The organism is Streptomyces sp. NPDC021562 (genome assembly GCF_040640875.1).
Taxonomy (GTDB): domain Bacteria; phylum Actinomycetota; class Actinomycetes; order Streptomycetales; family Streptomycetaceae; genus Streptomyces.
Map to the genome: position 1 here is coordinate 45,021 of NZ_JBFACN010000010.1, position 19,928 is coordinate 64,948.

18 protein-coding genes are annotated in these 19,928 nt (G+C 70.7%); 8 read left to right on the plus strand and 10 right to left on the minus strand.

Annotated features, from left to right (window positions below):
- Positions 1 to 82: 82 nt before the first annotated feature.
- Positions 83 to 442, plus strand: coding sequence for an ATP-binding protein (locus AB0G52_RS17210; protein WP_361337150.1), 360 nt, complete (start codon positions 83 to 85; stop codon positions 440 to 442).
- A gap of 133 nt (positions 443 to 575) precedes the next feature.
- On the opposite strand, the gene AB0G52_RS17215 is transcribed toward AB0G52_RS17210, so the two are convergent.
- Together AB0G52_RS17215 and AB0G52_RS17220 are read right to left on the minus strand one after the other, a co-directional pair.
- Positions 576 to 1,316, minus strand: a complete 741-nt coding sequence (locus AB0G52_RS17215) for a class I SAM-dependent methyltransferase (protein WP_132886428.1) — start codon at positions 1,314 to 1,316, stop codon at positions 576 to 578.
- Between the two features lie 124 nt (positions 1,317 to 1,440).
- Positions 1,441 to 2,229, minus strand: coding sequence for a hypothetical protein (locus AB0G52_RS17220; protein ID WP_361337151.1), 789 nt, complete (start codon positions 2,227 to 2,229; stop codon positions 1,441 to 1,443).
- 169 nt (positions 2,230 to 2,398) lie between these two features.
- Here AB0G52_RS17220 and AB0G52_RS17225 point away from each other — a divergent pair, with 169 nt between their 5' ends.
- The gene (locus AB0G52_RS17225; protein WP_361337152.1) at positions 2,399 to 2,893 is read left to right on the plus strand and encodes a hypothetical protein; all 495 of its coding nucleotides are present in this window, start codon (positions 2,399 to 2,401) and stop codon (positions 2,891 to 2,893) included.
- A gap of 35 nt (positions 2,894 to 2,928) precedes the next feature.
- Here AB0G52_RS17225 and AB0G52_RS17230 read toward each other — a convergent pair whose 3' ends face one another.
- Entirely contained in the window at positions 2,929 to 3,987 is a 1,059-nt protein-coding gene (locus AB0G52_RS17230) for a LacI family DNA-binding transcriptional regulator (RefSeq protein ID WP_361337153.1), read from the minus strand.
- Positions 3,988 to 4,130: 143 nt separating this feature from the next.
- Between AB0G52_RS17230 and AB0G52_RS17235 the strand changes: the two genes are divergently transcribed.
- Positions 4,131 to 6,680 carry a GH32 C-terminal domain-containing protein gene (locus AB0G52_RS17235; protein WP_361337154.1) on the plus strand — a complete coding sequence of 850 codons (2,550 nt, stop codon included), beginning with the start codon at positions 4,131 to 4,133 and terminating at the stop codon, positions 6,678 to 6,680.
- A gap of 46 nt (positions 6,681 to 6,726) precedes the next feature.
- Here the strand turns inward: AB0G52_RS17235 and AB0G52_RS17240 are convergent, their stop codons facing one another.
- Together AB0G52_RS17240 and AB0G52_RS17245 are read right to left on the minus strand one after the other, a co-directional pair.
- A complete protein-coding gene (locus AB0G52_RS17240; RefSeq protein ID WP_361337155.1) occupies positions 6,727 to 7,800 on the minus strand; it encodes a carbohydrate kinase in 1,074 nt (357 codons plus the stop codon).
- Entirely contained in the window at positions 7,793 to 8,851 is a 1,059-nt protein-coding gene (locus AB0G52_RS17245; protein ID WP_132886431.1) for a LacI family DNA-binding transcriptional regulator, read from the minus strand. The genes AB0G52_RS17240 and AB0G52_RS17245 overlap by 8 nt, the downstream gene beginning before the upstream one ends.
- 149 nt (positions 8,852 to 9,000) lie before the next feature.
- Here AB0G52_RS17245 and AB0G52_RS17250 point away from each other — a divergent pair, with 149 nt between their 5' ends.
- The 4 genes from AB0G52_RS17250 (at position 9,001) to AB0G52_RS17265 (ending at position 13,083) form a co-directional block, all read left to right on the plus strand.
- Complete coding sequence (locus AB0G52_RS17250) at positions 9,001 to 10,128, plus strand: substrate-binding domain-containing protein (RefSeq protein ID WP_132886432.1); 1,128 nt, start codon at positions 9,001 to 9,003, stop codon at positions 10,126 to 10,128.
- A 108-nt stretch (positions 10,129 to 10,236) separates the two neighbouring features.
- Complete coding sequence (locus tag AB0G52_RS17255) at positions 10,237 to 11,268, plus strand: ABC transporter permease (RefSeq protein WP_132886433.1); 1,032 nt, start codon at positions 10,237 to 10,239, stop codon at positions 11,266 to 11,268.
- The gene (locus AB0G52_RS17260; protein ID WP_132886434.1) at positions 11,265 to 12,047 is read left to right on the plus strand and encodes an ATP-binding cassette domain-containing protein; all 783 of its coding nucleotides are present in this window, start codon (positions 11,265 to 11,267) and stop codon (positions 12,045 to 12,047) included. Before AB0G52_RS17255 ends, AB0G52_RS17260 begins: the two co-directional genes overlap by 4 nt.
- A 16-nt stretch (positions 12,048 to 12,063) precedes the next feature.
- Positions 12,064 to 13,083: an aldose 1-epimerase gene (locus AB0G52_RS17265; protein WP_361337156.1), complete on the plus strand. Its 1,020-nt coding sequence runs from the start codon at positions 12,064 to 12,066 to the stop codon at positions 13,081 to 13,083.
- Positions 13,084 to 13,098: 15 nt separating this feature from the next.
- On the opposite strand, the gene AB0G52_RS17270 is transcribed toward AB0G52_RS17265, so the two are convergent.
- The 5 genes from AB0G52_RS17270 to AB0G52_RS17290 all read right to left on the minus strand — a co-directional run bounded on the left by AB0G52_RS17270 (position 13,099) and on the right by AB0G52_RS17290 (position 18,727).
- Complete coding sequence (locus AB0G52_RS17270) at positions 13,099 to 13,716, minus strand: Uma2 family endonuclease (RefSeq protein WP_361337157.1); 618 nt, start codon at positions 13,714 to 13,716, stop codon at positions 13,099 to 13,101.
- A gap of 115 nt (positions 13,717 to 13,831) precedes the next feature.
- Entirely contained in the window at positions 13,832 to 15,046 is a 1,215-nt protein-coding gene (locus AB0G52_RS17275; RefSeq protein ID WP_132886437.1) for an MFS transporter, read from the minus strand.
- A 106-nt stretch (positions 15,047 to 15,152) separates the two neighbouring features.
- On the minus strand, positions 15,153 to 16,205 hold the full coding sequence (locus AB0G52_RS17280; RefSeq protein ID WP_132886438.1) for an endonuclease/exonuclease/phosphatase family protein: 1,053 nt from the start codon (positions 16,203 to 16,205) through the stop codon (positions 15,153 to 15,155).
- 208 nt (positions 16,206 to 16,413) lie between these two features.
- Positions 16,414 to 17,043 (minus strand): TetR/AcrR family transcriptional regulator, encoded by a 630-nt coding sequence (locus tag AB0G52_RS17285; RefSeq protein ID WP_207921608.1) that lies wholly within the window; start codon positions 17,041 to 17,043, stop codon positions 16,414 to 16,416.
- An 85-nt stretch (positions 17,044 to 17,128) separates the two neighbouring features.
- Complete coding sequence (locus AB0G52_RS17290; RefSeq protein WP_361337158.1) at positions 17,129 to 18,727, minus strand: MFS transporter; 1,599 nt, start codon at positions 18,725 to 18,727, stop codon at positions 17,129 to 17,131.
- Between the two features lie 225 nt (positions 18,728 to 18,952).
- Here AB0G52_RS17290 and panB point away from each other — a divergent pair, with 225 nt between their 5' ends.
- Positions 18,953 to 19,828: a 3-methyl-2-oxobutanoate hydroxymethyltransferase gene (panB, locus tag AB0G52_RS17295; RefSeq protein WP_361337159.1), complete on the plus strand. Its 876-nt coding sequence runs from the start codon at positions 18,953 to 18,955 to the stop codon at positions 19,826 to 19,828.
- Positions 19,829 to 19,928 lie beyond the last annotated feature (100 nt).

A 19,928-nucleotide genomic window follows, 5' to 3' on the forward strand; every position in this document is an offset into this window, starting at 1 on the left:
GCGAATGCCCTTTCACCATAGCGAGCCTGGCGACAGTCTGTGAGGGATTCGTCACGCCCCGCACAGAAGGCGACTGCCCTCGATGAAGCACCTCGAATTCCACCTACTGGCCACTCCCGAGGCCGTGCCGGAGCTACGCCGCTCCCTGCACACCCACAGCTTCGACGTCCGGCTGTGCGCGACGGAGTTGCTGACGAACGTGATCGACCACGTGGGCGAGGGCACACCGGTGACGGTCCGGGTGACCGGCGGACAGACCTCGCGCAACCACGTCCGCATCGAGGTGACCGACCCCGACCCACGGGTCCTTCCTCTCCTCCCGTCGGCCGCCGAAACGGACGAGTCGGGCCGGGGCCTGACCCTCCTCACCGCGCTGACCGACCGCTGGGGCATGGACCAGCACCCGGGCGGCAAGACGGTCTGGTGCGAACTGCGCAACTGAACCGACCTCACGTCCGGCCTCCGACGGTGGCGATGCGGACCGCCGTGAGTGCGCACTGATCTGCTGGCGCCGTCTGAAGTTCCGACAGAAGTTCAAGACAGGCGGGGCCAACGTTGATGGCCTGGTGCCGACCTCAGGCCGGCTTGCGCCACACGGAGATGTGCTTCGCGGAGTCCTGGGTGAACGGAGACCCGTCCCAGTCCGCAACGCGGCGTTCCAGTTCGAGCCCAGCGATCCGCGCCATCAGGTCGAGCTCCGATGGCCACGCGTACCGGTGCCGGGAGTTGCCACGGCGGTAGCGGCCGTCTTCACCGTCTCGGGTGAGATGGTGCGAGACGAGAATCTGCTCGACCAGGTCGAAGGTGTCGAAGCCGAGATGCCGGTCGGAGACGTCGAACGGCACCGCGACCTGCCCGGGCGGCAGGAATCGCAGTGGTGGCACGCTCAGCTCGATGACGAATCGGCCGCCAGGCGTCAGGTGACGTGCGGCGTTGCGAAAGCACTCGACCTGCTCGTCCTGCGTGAGGAGGTTCGTGATCGTGTTGTAGACGAGATAGACCAGGGTGAACTCGCCGGGGACGACCGTCGTGGCCATGTCTCCGATGGCGACGGGGAGCATGTCCTCGTCGATCTTGCGCCGCAGGACCGCTGCCATGTGCTCGGACAGTTCGATGCCCACAACGGGCACGCCGCGTTCCCGGAGCGGGACGCCCACTCGTCCGGTTCCGATGGCGAACTCCAGTGCCCGGCCGTCTCCGGCGAGTTCGGCGAGGAAGGCGATGGTCGGGCCGAGAACGGCAGCCGAGGACAATTCGGCTTCCTCGGCGTCGTAGCTGTCGGCGGTCGCGCGGGTCCACAGTTCACTGCTCGTCACGGGTGGCCACTGTGCCGGGTACCGAGGGGCGCTGTCGACGTATTTAAGTTCTCCGCGGCTCAGCGCGCACCGCCTACAACTCGTTCTCGCCTTGCCACCTTGAAGATCATTTCGTTGGGGATTCTCAGGCCATCCGCGCGGCGGCCGTTCCGCGTCCGCGGCGGTGTCGGCGTCCTCGGTTGCGGCGACGGGTCGTGCGCAGCCGTCCTGCACGCAGCCGGGCCGCGGCCTCCGGGGCCTGCTCGGTCAGTTCCACGAGAGCCGGGTGCGGGACGGGCGGGACGTAGGGTTCGGAGGCCGCGACGCGGTGGCCGTCCGTGCCGGGCCTGCCGCCGTAGCGCGCCAGGAAGCCGAGCTGGGCCAGAGAGGCGAGGCCGGTGGCCGCGGTCGCGGCCCACTGAGCGGGCCCCTGGGGCAGGCGGTCGAACAGCGCCGCGCTCACGCATGCGAGCTCCCCGGTGAGAAGCAGCACCCCGGCGGCCGCCAGACAACCCCGGACAACGGCCGCCCGACGGGCGCGGGACGCGCCAGGACCCCCGTGGAACTCGGCGCGGGCGGCCCGAAAGGCGAGGTCGCGGGAGGCGATGATGCCGAGCGTCGTGGCGGCGGTACGCCGGCGCAGCGCAGCGAGCAGGGCGTCCGGCAGGGGGTGCCCGGCGGTGCGCGCCACGTCCGCGCCAGTCCCGGTCAGTGCGAGATTGCCGCGATGGTTGATGGTGACCAAGCCGTCCAGCAGGAGCCGGGCGGCGGCCGCCTGGATGTCGTCCTCGGTCAACGCGCGACCGGCGGCCGCGCGATAGGGGTCGACGGGTGCGGCGGGGAGCCACGCGCGCAGGCGGTCGCGCACGACGGGCACCCCGTACAGCAGGACGGTGACGGAGACGACGGCACACGCCAGCGTGACGGGATCCACGGGCCGAGCGTAGTACCGCAACGGCGCCTTTCGTGACGGATGAACATCAAGAACCGCGTCGGCAATGCTCACGTCTCCGTTGGTGAATGTCATGTTCCAGCAGCCGATGGGGGCTCAGTGACCATGGGCGGAACGACGGTGTGCTTGACAGGAACCGGGTGAGGCGCCGGTGACGACGAGCGGTGGGCTTCGACCGGGCAAGTCGATGATGTGGATGGTCAGTTCGTTCTTCCAACTGGACGGCGAACCCGTCGGAGCGTTCGCGTCGCAGGCCGGCCCTGGTCGTCAGCATGTGTGGGGCGGCACGGACCGAGTCGGCGACGACCCACGTCTGCTCGTCGACTTCCATGAGGGGCAGCCCCTGCTGTCGGCACATGGACGGCCGGTGGGAGAGCGTCAGGGGAACACCGTGCTGCTGTGGGAAGCGGAATACCGCATCCGCCGTGCTCGATTCCGCAGGAAGCTGCACTTCTCCGTAACGTCCGAAGAGCGGACCGTCCTTGACGTCAGGGAGACGTCCCGGCCCGACCGCACGGTTCACACGTACGTCACCCGCAGCGACCCCGCGCTCGACCCGGTCGCCGTGCTCGGCCTCATCCTGCTGGAGGCACGGCCCGACAAGATGTCGGTCCTCAACGAGCTGTTCGAGAGGCGGCAGACGTAACGGCTTGTGCGGAGTACGCAAGGATCCGGCGCGCGTCAGAGACGAGTCACACGTCGGTGGGGGCCGGGCAGTTCGCCGGAGCCGCGGGCCAGGTAGTGCGTGCTCAGCACGCGGTGGCGGGCGGGGCCGGGCTCGCCGTCGAGGCGGTCGAACAGCAGGGCCGCGGCCTGCCGGCCGATGGCGACGGGGTCCTGGGCGATCACCGAGATGCCCGGGTCGAGCAGGTCGGCGAAGGGCAGGTCGTCGAAGCCGATCAGGGCCACAGCGTGCTGCAGACGCAGTTCCTGGAGGGCTTTGCGCGCGCCGACGGTCACCAGGTTCTGGGCGGAGACCAGCGCGGTGGGCGGCTGAGGGAGGGTGAGGAGTTCCCGGGTGGCCTCCTGGGCGGCCTCGACCCCGTGCACGCCGCGCCGTACCGACGCGGCGTGCAGGACGCATCCCGTCTCCGCGAGCCCTTCCACGAATCCGGCGTAGCGCTCTTCGGCGGTCCAGATCGCGGGCAGGTCTCCGAGGAAGGCGATGTGCCGGTGTCCCGCCCCGTACAGCCTCTTCACCGCCGCGCGCACACCCGCGCGGTTGTCCACCGTCACGGTGTCCACCTGCCGCGCGGTCGCGGGACGGTCCACGCACACCACGGGGGTGCCGCCGGCGCGGGCCGCGTCGAGATCCGTGTCGGTGAGTCCGGTGGGAACGACGATGAGGCCGTCGACCCGGCGCCCGGTGAAGGTGCGCACGAGGCCGCGTTCCCGCACCGGGTCCTCGTCGGTGGAACCGGCCAGGACCAGCACACCGCGCTCGGCGGCGGTGTCCTCGACCGCGCGGTGCAGGGCGGCGGAGAAGGGGTTGGCGGCGTCCTCCAGGATCAGCCCGAGGGTGTGGGTGCGTCGGTCGGCCCTGCGCAGGCTGCTTGCCGTCAGATCGTGCCGGTACCCGAGCAACTCGGCGGCCCGCGTCACCTTTTCCGCCAGGTCCGCAGTGACCCCCGGCTTGCCGTTGACGACCCGGGACACGGTGGCGATGCCGACCCCGGCCATCGTCGCGACGTCCCGCATCGTCGCCGACCGCCGACCTGCGCCGCTCTCCGAGTCTGGCAACGTTTTCACCTCCGGGCCTGGGCACTTGGCCGCTGTCGGTCATCCTCGCACGGCAGCGATTTGCTGCACAGAGTCTGGACAGCCCGTTACGGCGGCCATACGTTGCGGCGAAACGTTTCCAGACGTCGGCTGTAAGGAGCACCATGTCCAGAACGACTCGCCCCCGCCGCCGACTGCTCACCGCGCTGGCGGCCCTGTCCGGGCTCGGTCTGCTCGTCGCGTCACCGGCCTCGGCCGCCACGCTCCACCAGGAGCCGTACCGGCCGCAGTTCCACTTCACCCCGGCCCGGAACTGGATGAACGACCCCAACGGCCTGATCTGGTACAAGGGCCGCTACCACCTGTTCTTCCAGTACAACCCGTCCGGCGACACCTGGGGCAACATGTCCTGGGGTCACGCGGTCAGCACCGACCTGGTGCACTGGAAGGAACTCCCGGTCGCCATCGCGCAGGACGACGACGAGATGGTCTTCTCCGGCAGCGTGGTGCTGGACAAGGGCAACACCTCAGGGCTCGGAAGCGCGAAGAACCCCCCGCTGGTCGCCGTCTACACCAGCCTGGTGAAGTCCACCGGCGTCCAGCGGCAGTCCCTGGCCTACAGCACCGACGGCGGCACCACCTGGACCAGGTACTCCGGCAACCCGGTCCTCGACCTCGGTTCGACCGACTTCCGCGACCCGAAGGTGTTCTGGTACGCGCCCACCAAGAGCTGGCTGATGGCGGTCGCCCTCTCCGACCAGCACAAGATCTCCTTCTACAGGTCGCCCGACCTCAAGAGCTGGACCCACCTGAGCGACTTCGGGCCGGCCGGCGCGACCGGCGGGGTGTGGGAGTGCCCCGACCTGTTCCCGCTGCCGGTGGACGGCGACGCGAAGAGGACCAGGTGGGTGCTGGCGGTCAACCTCAACCCCGGCGGGATCGCGGGCGGTTCGGGCGCTCAGTACTTCGTCGGCGACTTCGACGGCACGAAGTTCACCGCCGACGACAGCGGGGCGTACACCGCCCCGAGCGGCACGGTCATGCAGGACTTCGAGTCCGGTTCGTTCGGGGACTGGACGGCTTCCGGCGGCGCGTTCGGCGGCGCCCCGGCGACAGGAGCCGTGGACGGTCAGAGCGCGGTGACCGGCTTCGACGGCCAGGCCTTCGCCGACAGCTACCACGGAGGTGACGCCGCCACCGGCACGCTGACCTCCCCCGCGTTCACCGTCACCGGCGACTACATCAACTTCAAGGTCGGCGGCGGCAACCACCCCTACCGGTCCGGCTCCGTCCTGGGCGGCGAGCCGGCACCGACCGGCGAGACACTGGCCGACTTCGAGGGCGGCACCTACTCCAGCCCCATCGGCGACTGGACCGCCACCGGCGACGCCTTCGGCACCGGACCGGCCCAGGGCACCCTGCCCGACCAGCAGCAGGTCTCCGGATACCTCGGCCACGGGCTGGTCAACAGCTATCTGCACGGTGACGCCGCCACCGGCACCCTCACCTCACCGGCCTTCACGATCGACAAGAGGTACCTGGACTTCCTCGTCGGCGGCGGCTACCACGGCGTCAGCTCGGGGGCTCCCACGGCCGTCGAGCTCGTCGTCGACGGCAGGGTGGTCCGCTCCGCCACCGGCGCCGACGCCGAGGCCCTGGACTGGACCTCGTGGGACCTGTCCGAGCTACGGGGCAAGCAGGCCCGGATCAGGGTCGAGGACGCCGACACCGGCGGCTGGGGCCACATCAACCTCGACCAGGTCGTCCTCTCCGACACCCAGGCCCGGCCGCGCTCCGCCGAGACCGGCGTCAACCTGCTCGTCGACGGCAAGGTCGTGCAGAGCGCCACGGGGTCCGACTCCGAGCACCTCGACTGGGCCTCCTTCAACACCACCGCCTACCAGGGCAGGAAGGCCCAGATCCAGATCGTGGACGCGAACACCGGCGGCTGGGGACACGTCCTCGCCGACGACTTCACCGTCGCCGACAAGCCCGCCCTGTCCGTCCTCCAGCGCGCCCACTGGCTCGACTACGGACAGGACTTCTACGCCGCCAACAGCTTCAACGACGCTCCGGGCGACCGGCGCGTCATGATCGCCTGGATGAACGACTGGACCTACGGGCAGGCCATCCCCACCAGCCCGTGGCGCAGCGCCGACACCTTCCCCCGCCGACTCGCCCTGCGGACCGTCGACGGCCGGACCCGACTGGTCCAGCAGCCGGTCAGCGAGGTGAAGACACTCCGCAAGACCGCCACCACCGTCCCCGCCACGACCGTCACCGACGGCACCGAACCGCTCGGCGTGCGCGGCAGCGCCCTGGAACTCCGGGCCACTCTCACCGCGGGCACCGCTGAGCGCTTCGGTCTCGACGTCCGTACCGGCGGTGCCCAGCGCACCCGGATCGGCTACGACACCGCCACCGGCGAGGTCTACCTGGACCGCACCGCCTCCGGCGCGACCGACTTCGACCCGGCCTTCGCCAGCACCGAGCGCGCTCCCCTGGCCCTGGACGGCAAGCCGCTGCGCCTGCACGTCCTCGTCGACGCGTCCTCGGTCGAGGTCTACGCCGAGAACGCCTCCGGCGAACAGGTCGTCCTCACCGACCAGATCTTCCCCGATCCCTCCAGCACCGGCGTCGACGTCTTCGCCGACAACGGCACCGCGCGGCTCGGCCGACTGAAGGCGTGGCAACTGGCGTCCGTCTGGAAGTGAGCGACCTGGAAGTGAGCGACCAGAGGGAGGCTCGCGTGCGGCCCGGTCAGCCCGGCGTCGGCTGTATCGGCCGCTGGGCCGAACCCTCCGTTCCCGTACGGTGGTTGCCGTCGGGGAACGTCAGGTCCGTCGGCTCCAGGGGTGCCTGGGCGGACGATGTGGGGCGGGGCAGGGCGGTGGGTGGGTCGGCGCCCAGGCGTTCGCAGGTGAGCGCGGAGACCAGGATCGCGTCGTCCACGGCGATCCGCAGGGCGCCCGGGTCGGCCGCGGCCAGCGTCCGCGGACCGTGCAGTCCGTGCCGGGTCAGCGCGCCCAGCAGCCCCGCGGTGAACGCGTCGCCCGCGCCGACGGTGTCCACCACCGCGACCTTCCGTCCGGGACGGCTCAGGCTCCCCGCGCCGGCGTGGAAGACATGGGCGCCGTCGGGGCCGTCGGTGACGACGACGAGGGATGCGCCGAGTTCCAGCCAGCGGGCGGCGGTCTTCTCGATCGGCGTGTCGGGGTAGAGCCACTCGACGTCCTCGCGGCTCGCCTTGACGAGGTGGGCGGTGCCGACGCTCCGTTCGACGGCCTGCCTGCCACGCTCCGGGTCGCCGAGGAGAGCGGGGCGGATGTTGGGGTCGTAGCTGATCAGCGTCGTGCCCCCGGCGCGCAGGCGGCGGGCCACGGAGTGGATGCGCCGGTCGGCCGGGGACGTCCAGGAGGCGACGGAGCCGAAGTGCAGGACGGCCGTGTCCCGGGGGACGAGGGCGGTCTCCGCCTCGGTCCACTGCCAGTCCGCGGTGCCGTCCAGGTAGAAGTCGTAACTCGCCCGGCCCTGCGCGTCCATGGAGACCACGGCGAGGGTGGTGGGTTCGGCGGCCGCCGGGGCCGAGGTCAGGTCGACGCCCTCGGCGGCGGCGTGCGCGCGCAGCAGCCGGCCGAAGGTGTTGTCGGCCAGCCGTGCCATGAGCGCGGTGCGGTGGCCGAGCCGGGCGAGGCCGATGGCGACGTTGAAGGGGCTGCCGCCGGGCCGGGCGCGGTAGTCACCGGGGGCGTCGAGCTGGACCAGGTCGATGAGGGCTTCGCCGATCACGGTCACGGCCGGGGGCTGTGCGGCGGCTCGTACGGGTTCAGTCATGGCGGGGTCCTCGGGCCGGGATCTCGCCGGAGCCCCGCTCGATCAGCCGGGTCGGCACGGTGACGGTGCGGGTGGGTGACTCGTCGCCGTCCAGACGGCGGAAGAGCATCTCGGCGGCGGTCCTGCCCACCTCCTCGACGTCCTGGGCGATGACGGAGACGCCCGGGTCGAGGATGTCGGCCAACGGGAAGTCGTCGAAGCCCACATGGGCGACGGTGTGCTGGAGCCCGAGCGCGCGCAGGGCCCGCAGGGCGCCGATGGTGACCAGGTTCTGACTGGTGAACAGTGCCGTGGGCGGATCCGGCAGCTCCAGCAGCTCCTTGGTGGCGGCGACGGCGGCCTCCTCACTGGCCGGCACGTGCCGCACGATCTCGTCGTCGTACGTGAGGTGCGCGACCTCCAGCGCGTGCCGGTAGCCGTCGAAGCGCTGGGCTGCGGTCGGGATGGAGGCGCGGTCGCCCAGGTGGGCGATCCGGCGGTGGCCGGCCTTGAGCAGGTGGTTGACGGCGGTGACGGCGCCCTGCCGGTTGTCGGAGACGACCGCGTCCGCGTCCAGGAGTCCGGCCTCGCGGTCGACGAAGACCATGCGGGTGCCGGAGCGCTGTTCGCTGATCAGGTAGCTCTGGTCGCGTCCCGCCGGGACGATGACCAGCCCGTCCACCCGGCGGTCCACGAGCGCCTGGGCCAGCTCCCGTTCACGTGCCGGGTCCTCGTCCACACTGCCGACCAGGACCAGGACCCCGCGGTCCCGGGCCACGTTCTCCACGGTCCGGGTCAGCACCGCCGAGAAGGGGTTCGCGGCGTCCTCGACGAGCATGCCGATGGTGGCGGTACGGCCGTCGCCGCGGCGCAGGCTGCTCGCGGTGAGGTTGGGACGGTAGCCCAGCTGGTCGGCGGCCTCGCGGACCCTGGCGACGATCGCGGGATCGACGGTGGGGACGCCGTTGAAGACGCGCGAGACCGTCTTGATGGCGACTCCGGCCAGCGCCGCGACCTCACGCATGGTGGGGCGGCTGCGGGTGGACCGGGGCGGCGCCTCGCCCTGAGTCATCGTTGTCTCCAACCGGATTCGCGTTACCTACTCGTTGCGGACGCATGTCTATCAGCGTCTTGACGCGCTCGTCCATAGAGGCCCAGTATCTCGCCCAGTCAACGTTGTCTCAGCGTCGGCCAAGGGACGGATCCGAAAGGGATCGAGCCATGAACTTCTCCACCAGTCACCTGTCGAGCCGCTCCGGCCGGCGCACCCGGGCGATGGCGATCGGCGTCACGGTCTGCCTCGGCGCGACGCTCGCGGCCTGCGGTTCCTCGAACGGGAGCGCCTCCTCGTCCGCCTCGGGAGGCGGTGGCAAGGTGGGTGTGTCGCTGATCCTGAAGACCCTCACCAACCCGTACTTCGTCAGCATGGAGAAGGACGCCAAGGCCCAGGCCGCCAAGGACAACGTGGGCCTCACGGTGGCGGCGGGCACCAGCGACGGCGACACCCAGACCCAGATCACCGCCATCGACAACGCGATAGCCCGCGGCGACAAGGGCATCCTCATCACCACCAACGGCGACGCGGTGAACGCGGCCCTGGGGCGGGCCAAGCAGGCCGGTCTGTTCGTGATCGCCCTGGACACCGCGCCGAACCCGGCCAGCACCGCGGACATCACCTACGCCACCGACAACGAGCAGGCGGGCAAGCTCATCGGGCAGTACGCGGCGGCGGCCCTCGGCGGCAAGCCGGCTGTCATCGCCATGCTCGACCTGTTCAACAACCAGGTCGTCTCCGTCGACATCAACCGCGACCACGGCTTCCTCGAAGGCATGGGCATCGACCCGGGCAGCAAGACCGAGAACGGCAAGGAAGCCAAGTCCGGCAAGTACACCGGCGGCAAGGGCGGCACGTACAAGGTCGTCTGTCACCAGCCCACGCAGGGCGCCATCGACGGCGGCCGCACCGCGATGGAGAACTGCCTGTCGGCCAACCCCGACATCAACGTCGTCTACGCCATCAACGAGCCCGCGGGTGAGGGCGCGTACAACGCGCTGAAGGCGGCCGGCAAGGAGAAGCAGGCCGCGATCTACGCGATCGACGGCAGCTGCTCCGGCCTGAAGAACGTGACCAGCGGGGAGTTCGCCGCCGACGCGGTGCAGTACCCGGGCAAGATGGCGGCCCTCGGCGTCACCTCGATCGCCAAGCTGGCCCGCGGCGGCAGCAAGCCCAGCGTGACCGACGGCAAGTCCTTCTACGACACCGGTACCGCCCTGGTCGCCGCCAAGTCCCTGGACGGCCTGACCGTGCAGTCCCCGTCGCAGGCCGCCTCCGCCTGCTGGGGCAGCTGACAACCCCGCCGGGTGCGGCGCCGCGGACCGTCGTCACGGCACCGGCGCCGCACCCGCACTCCACGAGCCCATGAGCCCGTACCAGGGAAAACACCGGAAGGACCCCCTGTGACCACCCACGTGGACCAAGCCACACCGGCACCGGCGGAGGAGTTCCTCAACAGGCCCGCCACCCTCAGCCAGCGCATCCACTCGGTGCTGCACCGCCAGCCGGCCCTCAGCCCGGCCATCGTCCTGGTGCTCGCCGCGATCGTGTTCTCCCTGGTGAACGAGCGCTTCTACGCGTTGCAGAACCTCTCGCTGGTCGCCCAGCAGGTGGCCGTCATCGGTTCGCTCGCCGTCGGCCAGACGGTCATCATCCTCACCGCGGGCATCGACCTGTCGATCGGCGCGGTGATGGTGCTGTCCTCCCTGCTGATGTCGAAGCTCGTCGCGGACAACCACTGGCCCGGCGTGTTCGCCCTGCTGGCCGGGGCGGTCGTCGCGATCGCCGCCCAGGCCGTGAACGGCCTGCTGGTGACCAAGATCAAGCTGCCGCCGTTCATCGTCACCCTCGGCACCCTCAGCGTCTTCACCGCCATCACCCTCATCTACGCCAAGGGCCAGACCGTCGCCCTGCAGCCGGGCAACATCCTGCTGTGGAGCGGCCAGACCGTCTCGCTCGGGCAGCTGAACCTCACGTACGGCGTCCTCCTCATGATCGCCCTGTACGCGGTGATCGGCTACGCCCTGCGCTACACCGCCTGGGGCCGCCACCTCTACGCCGTCGGCGACGACGCCGAGGCCGCCCGGCTGGCGGGCATCTCCGTCAACCGGGTCCTGCTCAGCGCCTACATGGTGGGCGGTTTCGCCATCGCCGTGGGCGCCTGGATCCTGGTCGGCCGGGTCGGCGGCGGTGACCCGAACAGCGGTCTCAACGCCAACCTGCAGTCCATCACCGCCGTGGTGATCGGCGGCACCAGCCTGTTCGGCGGCCGCGGGGTGGTCTTCGGCTCGCTGATCGGCGCGCTCATCGTCCAGGTCTTCGTCAACGGCCTCGCGCTGGCCGGCATCGACCCCAACTACCAAGTCCTCGCAGTCGGCATCCTGGTGATCGCGGCTGTCTCCGTCGACCAGTGGATCCGGAGTGTGAAGTCGTGACGACCGCCACCGCCCCCGTTCTCGAAGCAAAGGGCCTGGTCAAGCTCTTCGGCAGGGTCGTCGGCCTGAACAGCGTCGACCTCACCCTGCACGCCGGCGAGGTCCTCGCCGTCATCGGCGACAACGGCGCCGGGAAGTCCACCCTGATCAAGTGCCTGTCCGGAGCCCTCGTCCCCGACCAGGGCAGCATCCTGGTCGACGGCAAGGAGGTCCACTTCAAAGGCCCCCAGGACGCCCGCGACGCCGGCATCGAGACCGTCTACCAGACCCTCGCCGTCGCCCCCGCCCTGGACATCGCCAGCAACCTCTTCCTCGCCCGCGAGATCCGCCGCAAGGGCGTCCTCGGCTCGGTGTTCCGCATGCTCGACACCGGCGAGATGAAGAAGCAGGCCGCCGACCACATCAAACGGCTCGGCATCGGCACCCTCCAGAACATCAACCAGGCCGTGGAGACCCTCTCCGGGGGCCAGCGCCAGTCCGTGGCCGTCGCCCGCACCGCGGCCTTCGGCGGCCGGGTGGTGATCCTCGACGAGCCCACCGCCGCGCTCGGCGTCCGCGAGACCGGGCAGGTCCTCAAGCTCGTCCGCGACCTGCGCGACCAGGGTCTCGGGGTCATCCTCATCAGCCACAACATGCCCAACGTCTTCGAGGTCGCCGACCGCATCCACATCCAGCGCCTCGGCGCCCGCGCCGGCGTCATCACCCCGACGTCGCACTCCATGGAGGACGCGGTGGCCATCATGACGGGCGCGAAGAAGCTCGCCCCCGAAGCGAGCTGAAAGGGACGGCACGGGAATGACCGCCGAGTACCGGATCACCGACAGCCGCCTCGGCGGCGAACCCACCCTCGTCGTCACCGCGCCCGACGACAGCGCGCGCGCCGTCCTCGCCCTGCGCGGCGCGACGCTGCTGAGCTGGCAGGTCCACAGTGAAGTCACCGGCGGGCTGAGGGAGTTGACGGACGGCTACCGCGACGAGAAGGAACTTCTGGCGCAGGACGGCGTCCGCGCCGGCCTGCTGGCCCCCTTCCCCAACCGCGTGGCCGACGCCCGCTACCGCTACGCCGGCCACGACCACGACCTGCTCCCGGACCGCCACCGCGACCGGCTGATCTACCACGGCTTCGTCCGCGAGTCCGCCTTCGAACTCGTCCGCGCCGACACGACACCGGACTCGGCCCGCCTGCTGCTGCGCACCACGGCCGTCCGGCCGGGCGCCCACCCCGGCTATCCCTTCGCGATCGACCTCACGGTCGAGTACACGCTCACCGCCGACGAGGTGAGCGTCGACGTCCGTGCGACGAACGTGGGCGACACCACCGCCCCCTACGCGGCGGGCTGGCACCCGTACTTCACCCTGTCCCGCCCCGTCGACGACCTGACCCTGCGCATCCCCGCGCACACCCTGATCCGCACCGACGCCTCCCTCATCCCGCTGCCCGGCGAGGACGCCCGCATCCCCCTGGACGACCGCCCCGACATGGACTTCCGGGTGCCGAGACGACTGGGCGGCGCGGTCATCGACGCCTGCTACGCGGACCTCTCCCCCGGCCCCGGCGGCCGGATCGAGACGGTACTGGCCGATCCCGCGGCCGGCGAGGAACTGCGCGTCTGGCAGTACAGCGGCTACCTGCACGTCTTCACGGGCGACACCCTGGCCCGCGACCGCCGCGCCGCCGTCGCCCTCGAACCCGTCGAGGCGATGACCGACGCCTTCAACCGCCCGGACCAGACCGCCGCCCTCGCCCTCGCACCGGGCGCAAGCCGCACCTTCGCCTTCGGTGTCACATACGCGGGCTCGGCGGACGCGTCCTGATCCGGCGCGAGCCGATCAGTCGGCCTTCTTCTGGGCGGCCTTGAGGATCTGGTCGACGTCGAGGGTGACCTTGGCGCCGATCGAGTCGGGCAGCGTGACGGTCTCGCCGGGCGAGTACGGCCTGTGGTGCTCGTACTTCTCCCCGTCGGGCTCGGCGAGCACGTGGACGCGCTGGTGCTTGCGGTCGACGATCACGTAGACCGGGACCTTGGCCTGGGCGTACGCGACGGCCTTGGTCTTCAGGTCGTCCTTCCAGTTGCTGGAGGTGACCTCCAGGACGAGACGGAAGCAGACCGGGTCGTAGGCGTTGTTCTCGACCAGGTGGTCGTCGATGTCGGCGTCCACGATCGCGAGGTCGGGGATGGCGTAGTCCTCGGCTCCGGTGGGCAGCCAGAGGCCGACGTTCTGGAGGACCTCTGTGTCGCCGTCGTCCAGCCCTGCCGGGATGAAGAGGCACATGAGGTCGGTCAGGACACACGCGTGACGGGCGTCCCTGAGCGGAGACACCAGGAGGTGGCCTCCGATGATCTCGACGCGGTAGCCCGGATGGCGCTCCGTGATCTCGTCGGCGATCGCCGCGAGCGAGAACGACTCGTCGTCGGAGGGCTGCTCGACGGCGGCTGCGGCGGACATGGCACTCCCCGGAGGTCGGTGTTGGGAGAATCTTCCGAGGCGGGTCGGACCGTCGGTGCGCCCTTCGGAAGGCTTCACCCGAAAGAGATCACCGTCCCGGCCTGGACACCGGCCGTCAGGAGGAGGAACGCGCCAGGTCGGCAGGGACGTGGGAGGCGATCACGCGTTCGCGGGCAGGCACCGCCCTGCGTCGGTCCACCGCGTACGCCACGCTCGCCACGCCCAGGCCGAGGACGGCGAGGGCCGCGCCCGCCAGCGCCGGGGAGGTGACGCCGAAGCCCGCCGCCAGCGCGACGCCGCCGATCCAGGCACCGCCCGCGTTGGCGAGGTTGAAGGCGGCCTGGTTGGCGGAGGAGGCGAGCGAGGGGCCCGCGGCCGCGCGTTCCATCACCATCAGCTGGAGCGGGGAGCCGGTGGCGAAGGCCGCGACGCCGAGCAGGACGACGGCGAGCGCCGCGCTCCACTGCGTCCGCATCAGGACCGGGAAGAGGAGCAGCACCGCCACCATGGACGCCAGGCCGCCGAAGAGGGTCCCGCGCATCGCGCGGTCGGCGAGGCGGCCGCCCACCAGGTTGCCGATCGTGGCGCCGACGCCGAACAGGGCGAGGAGGAGGGTCACACTGCCCTGGGTGTACCCGGCGGACGCCGTCAGCATCGGCGTGATGTAGCTGTACGCCGAGAACAGGGCGCCGAAGCCGACGACCGTCGTGGCGAGGGCCAGCCAGACGGGCAGGGAGCGCAGGGCGGTGAGTTCGCCGCGCAGGCCGGTGGCGGGGGCGGGCGTGTGCGCGGGGCGGATCAGCAGGAACACCGCCGCCATCGCCGCCACGCCGATCAGGCTCACGCCCAGGAAGGTCGCCCGCCAGCCGAGGTGCTGGCCCATGAGGGTGGCGACGGGGACGCCCGCGATGTTGGCGACGGTCAGGCCCATGAACATCAGGGAGACCGAGCGGGCCTTGCGTTCCGGCGCCACCAGGTTGGTGGCGACGACCGCGCCCACGCCGAAGAACGCGCCGTGCGGGAGGCCGCTGAGGAAGCGGGCCGCGAGCAGGGAGTCGTAGCCGGGTGCCAGGGCCGAGAGCGCGTTGCCCGCGACGAACAGGGCCATCAGGGAGATGAGGACCGTGCGGCGGGGCAGCCGCGCGGTGAGCGCGGCCAGCAGCGGGGCGCCGATGACGACGCCCAGCGCGTACGCCGAGACCAGGTGGCCGGCGGTGGGGAGGGAGAGGTGCAGGTCGCCGGCGACGTCGGGCAGCAGGCCCATCATCACGAATTCGGTGGTGCCGAGACCAAAGGCGCCGACGGCCAGGGCGAGCAGGGCCAGGGGCATGAAGAACGTCGCCTTTCGGGGGGAGCAGGGTTCCGTACGTACTGAGTACCACTAAGTTCAGTTACGGAACAAAGCCGCCCGGGCCCGGTATTTCCGCCGGGGGGTCTCAGGAACCCGATGTGGTCAGGTTCACGCGTGCGGCGATCGGCAGGTGGTCGCTGCCCGTCCGGGGCAGGGTCCACGAGCTCACCGGCTCCACCCCCTTGACCATGATCTGGTCGATCCGGGCCATCGGGAACGCGGCCGGCCAGCTGAACCCGAAACCGCTGCCCGCCGCGCCCTGGGTGGAGCGCATCTGCGAGGTGACGCCGTTGAGGGAGCGGTCGTTCATCGTGCCGTTGAGGTCGCCGAGGAGGATCACCCGCGGCAGGCTCTCGTCGACGATGGCCTCGCCCAGGGCGTCCGCGCTCTTGTCCCGCTGCCGGGCGGTGAACCCGGCGTTCATCTTCACGCGGACGGACGGGAGATGGGCGACGTAGACGGCGACCGGGCCCTCGGGGGTGGCGACCGTGGCGCGCATCGCCCGTACCCAGCCCAGTTTGATGTCGACGGCCTTCACCCCGGTGAGCCGGTACTTGCTCCACAGGCCGACCGTGCCCTCGACCGCGTGGTACTTGTACGCCGGGGCGAGCGCCTTCTCGTACGTCGGTACGGCCGGCGCGGTCAGCTCCTCCAGGGCGAGCACCCCGGCACCGGAGGCGGCCAGTCGGGCGGCCGTACCGGTGGGATCGGGGTTCTCGGCGTTGACGTTGTGGGTGGCCACCGTGAAGTCGCCGCCGGTGCCCGACTTGTCGGTGAGCAGCCCGCCGAACAGGTTGAGCCAGACGATCGCCGGGAGCACCACGGCGATCAGCGCGGTCGCCGACTTCCGTACCAGGCCGAGCAGTGCCAGCACCGGGATCAACAGGCCCAGCCAGGGCAGGAAGGTTTCGGTGAGGCTGCCCAGGTTGCCGACGGCGTTCGGGATGCGGGAGTGCATCAGCATCACCCCGGCCAGCAGCAGCGCGACGGCGGCGAGGACGAGACCCCGGCGCCAGATCCGCGGATCGTCGCGCCAGCCGGACAGCAAGCGGTTCACCAGGCGCCGGAACCGGTCTCTGCCGCGCTCGGGTCCCGAGCCGCCGTGGTCCGTTTCCGTCATGTACGCCTGCTGCGCCATACCGCCTGCCTCACAACCTGCCGTGCACACCGTCGTCCCCCGCGTACGACCCTAGGGGATGATCGGCCTCGTTCCCGCCGTCACATGACGGCCTTACACATGACGGCCGTATGACGGCCGTACGGAAGACGAGGACGAACGGGGCGCGGGCCGGGGTTCCGGTCACCGCGGGCCCGCCGGGCACTGTGACAGAACGCGCACACTCCCGCTACGGCTCCGGGGAACTGACGGGCCGTAGCCCCGCCAGCACCTGGTCGACGATCTGTTCGGCGAGGCCCTCGGGGAGTTCGGCGTCCTGGCGCCAGACGGCCCTGAGCAGCATGGGGCCGGTGAACAGGTCGTTGGCGAGGTCGATGTCGATGTCGGCGCGGAGTTCGCCGTTGCGCTGGCCGCGGCGCAGCACCTGCTTGCCGAGTTCGCGGCGGGGTTTCACCACACTGGTGTGATAGGCGTCCCAGAGCCGGGGGCTGCTCTTCATCTGGGCGTACACGTTGTGCAGGATCGCCGACGAACGGTTGCGCAGGCCGCGTCGGCGCACCGATTCGAGGAGGACCACGAGGTCGTCGCGCATGGAGGTGCCGGGGAGTTCGGGGTCGGGGGGCTCGGCGGCCCGCATCACGTCGACGAAGAGCTCCTCCTTGCCGGTCCAGCGGCGGTAGATGGTGGCCTTGCCGACGCCCGCGGTGCGCGCGATCCGCTCGATGGACAGCTCGGCGAGCGGAACGCCGTCCTCCAGGAGCTTCATCACGCCTTCCAGGATGGCGCTCTCCACCGCTTCGCTGCGCGGGCGGCCCCTGGTCGGGCCCGCGGACCGGGGAGCGCTGTCGGCAAGTGTCACGTCGTACCGTCCTCTCACTGGCTGCGGGAATTCTCCCGCAGCCGAAGCCTCCCCCCGTCGTTCCCCCTCTGTCGTGTCCGGTCGTTCACTCCCCCGCGACGACCAACTCCTGCTCCCGGTCGCCCTGCTGCCCGGCCGGCGGCCTGCCCGGCAGGTACAGGGCCGTGACCAGGGCTCCGATCAGCGCGACACCCGCGCCGCACAGGGCGGTGAGGTGCATGGCGTGCAGGAAGGCGTCGTTGGCCGGGGTGACCAGGGCCCTGCCCTGCGCCCCGAGCTTCCCGGCGACGCCCAGGGTGGCCTCGATGGACTCGCCGGCGGTCGCGCGCAGCCCGGGCGGCAGCATGCCGAGCTTGCCCTCGATGCCGTTGCGGTACGACGTCGAGAGCACCGAGCCGAGGACGGCGATGCCGAGGGCGCCGCCGACCTGGCGGAAGGTGTTGCTGAGCGCGGAGGCGGAACCGGCCTTCTCGCGGGGCAGCGCCTGCATGATGACGACCGAGGTCGGCGTCATGACGTGCGCCATGCCGAGGCCCATCAGGAAGAAGACGATTTCGAGGAGCCAGATGGGGGTGTCGGCCTGGAAGGTGGCGAACGCGGCCAGGGTGCCGGCGAGCAGCACCAGACCGCCGCCGGTGGTGACCTTGTTGCCCAGGCGCTCGACGACCAGCCGGGCCCGCGGCGCGAAGATCATCTGTGCGGCGGCCAGCGGCAGCATCAGCAGACCGGACTGGAGCGGCGAGTAGCCGCGCACGCTCTGGGTGTAGAAGACGGAGAAGAAGGTGACGCCCATCAGCGCGAAGAAGACCAGCGCGATGGCGGCCATGGCGGCCGAGAAGACCTTGTTCTTGAAGTAGGTGACGTCCAGGGACGGGTGGTCGCTGCGCTTCTCGAAGAGCACGAAGGCGGTGAGCACCACGAGTCCGGCGGCGATGGTGGCGAGCACCTTGGCGTCGGTGAAGTCGGCGAGTTCGCCGCCCTTGATGATGCCGTAGACGAGCAGGACCAGGCCGACGACGGACAGCAGGACGCCGACCGGGTCCACCCGCCCGGGCCGCGGGTCGCGGGAGTCGGGCACCAGCCACACCATCAGGACGAGCGCGATGATCACGATGGGCACGTTGACGAGGAAGACCGAGCCCCACCAGAAGTGGTCGAGGAGCACACCGCCGGTGATCGGGCCGATGGCGATGGCGAGGCCGACGCCGCCGGCCCAGATGCCGATGGCCTTGGGCTGCTCGTGGCGCTCGAAGACGTTCATCAGGACGGCGAGGGTGGCGGGCATCACGAAGGCGGCACCCAGGGCCATCAGCGCGCGGAAGGCGATCAGCTCGCCCGGTGAGCCGGACTCGGCGGCCAGCGCGGATCCGATGCCGAACACGACGATGCCGGCGATCAGCACCTTCTTGCGGCCGAGCCGGTCGCCGACGAGACCGGCGCTGAACAGGAGTCCGGCGAAGACCAGGGTGTAGGCGTTGATCGCCCACTCTAGCTGGCTCTGGGTGGCGCCGAGGCCGGTCGGGGCCGGGGTGGAGATGGTCTTGACCGCGACGTTCAGGATCGAGTTGTCGAGCACCACGATCAGCAGGCTGAGCATCAGGACGCCGAGGATGGCCCAGCGGCGGCGGTGCACGGCCTCGGGTATCCGGGGGCCGGGTGGAGCGTGGTCGGCAGGAGTTGTCATGCGGACGAGCCTAGACCCATTTCAATACGGTACCGTCTCGTATTTTAATTCTTTTACCCAGGCCTTACACAACGGGCCCCCCGGAGGCGCGGCGGCGCCGGTGGATCACGGTGCTCGATGGATCACACGGAGGTCCCCTGGCCGCGAACGGCACGAGGTGCCACCATGGAAGCGGTCCGGGGACACCGTCAGGGTGCCTCGAGATGACTTGAAGGAGCCGTTGTCATGACGCAGCTTCCGGCTGCCCAGACTGTGCAGCACAACTCCTCCGACGGCAGCAGGGCGCTGTACGGAGGCAAGGGCACCCGCCGCATCACGGTCCGCGACATCGCCCTCGCCAAGGAACGCGGCGAGAAGTGGCCGATGCTCACCGCCTACGACGCGATGACCGCCTCCGTCTTCGACGAGGCCGGGATCCCGGTCCTCCTGGTCGGCGACTCGGCGGGCAACTGCCACCTCGGGTACGAGTCGACGGTGCCCGTCACGCTCGACGAGATGACGATGCTGTCGGCGGCGGTCGTGCGCGGCACGCAGCGCGCCCTGATCGTCGGCGACCTGCCCTTCGGCTCCTACCAGGAGGGCCCGGTGCAGGCGCTGCGCTCGGCGACCCGGCTGGTGAAGGAGGCGGGCGTCGGCGCGGTCAAGCTGGAGGGCGGCGAGCGCTCGCACGACCAGATCCGGCTGCTCGTCGAGTCCGGCATCCCGGTGATGGCGCACATCGGCCTGACCCCGCAGTCCGTGAACGCGATGGGCTACCGGGTGCAGGGCCGCGGCGAGGAGGCGGCCCAGCAGCTGCTGCGGGACGCCAAGTCGGTGCAGGACGCGGGCGCCTTCGCGGTCGTCCTCGAACTGGTCCCGGCGGAGCTGGCGGCCGAGGTGACCCGGGTGCTGCACATCCCGACGGTCGGCATCGGCGCGGGTCCCGAGACCGACGCGCAGGTCCTGGTGTGGACGGACATGCTGGGCCTGACCCCGGGCCGGGTGCCGAAGTTCGTGAAGAAGTACGCGGACCTGCGCACGGTCATGGGCGACGCGGCGCGCGCCTACGCCGAGGACGTGGTCGGCGGAACGTTCCCCCTGGAGGAGCACTCCGTCCACTAGAGAGCCATTGCGGAAACACCGAGGACAGCCCGCCGATCTTCCCCCGTCGGCGGGCTGTCCTGTGGGGTGTGTCGGTGGGGTGTCGGGTCGTGTCGGTGGG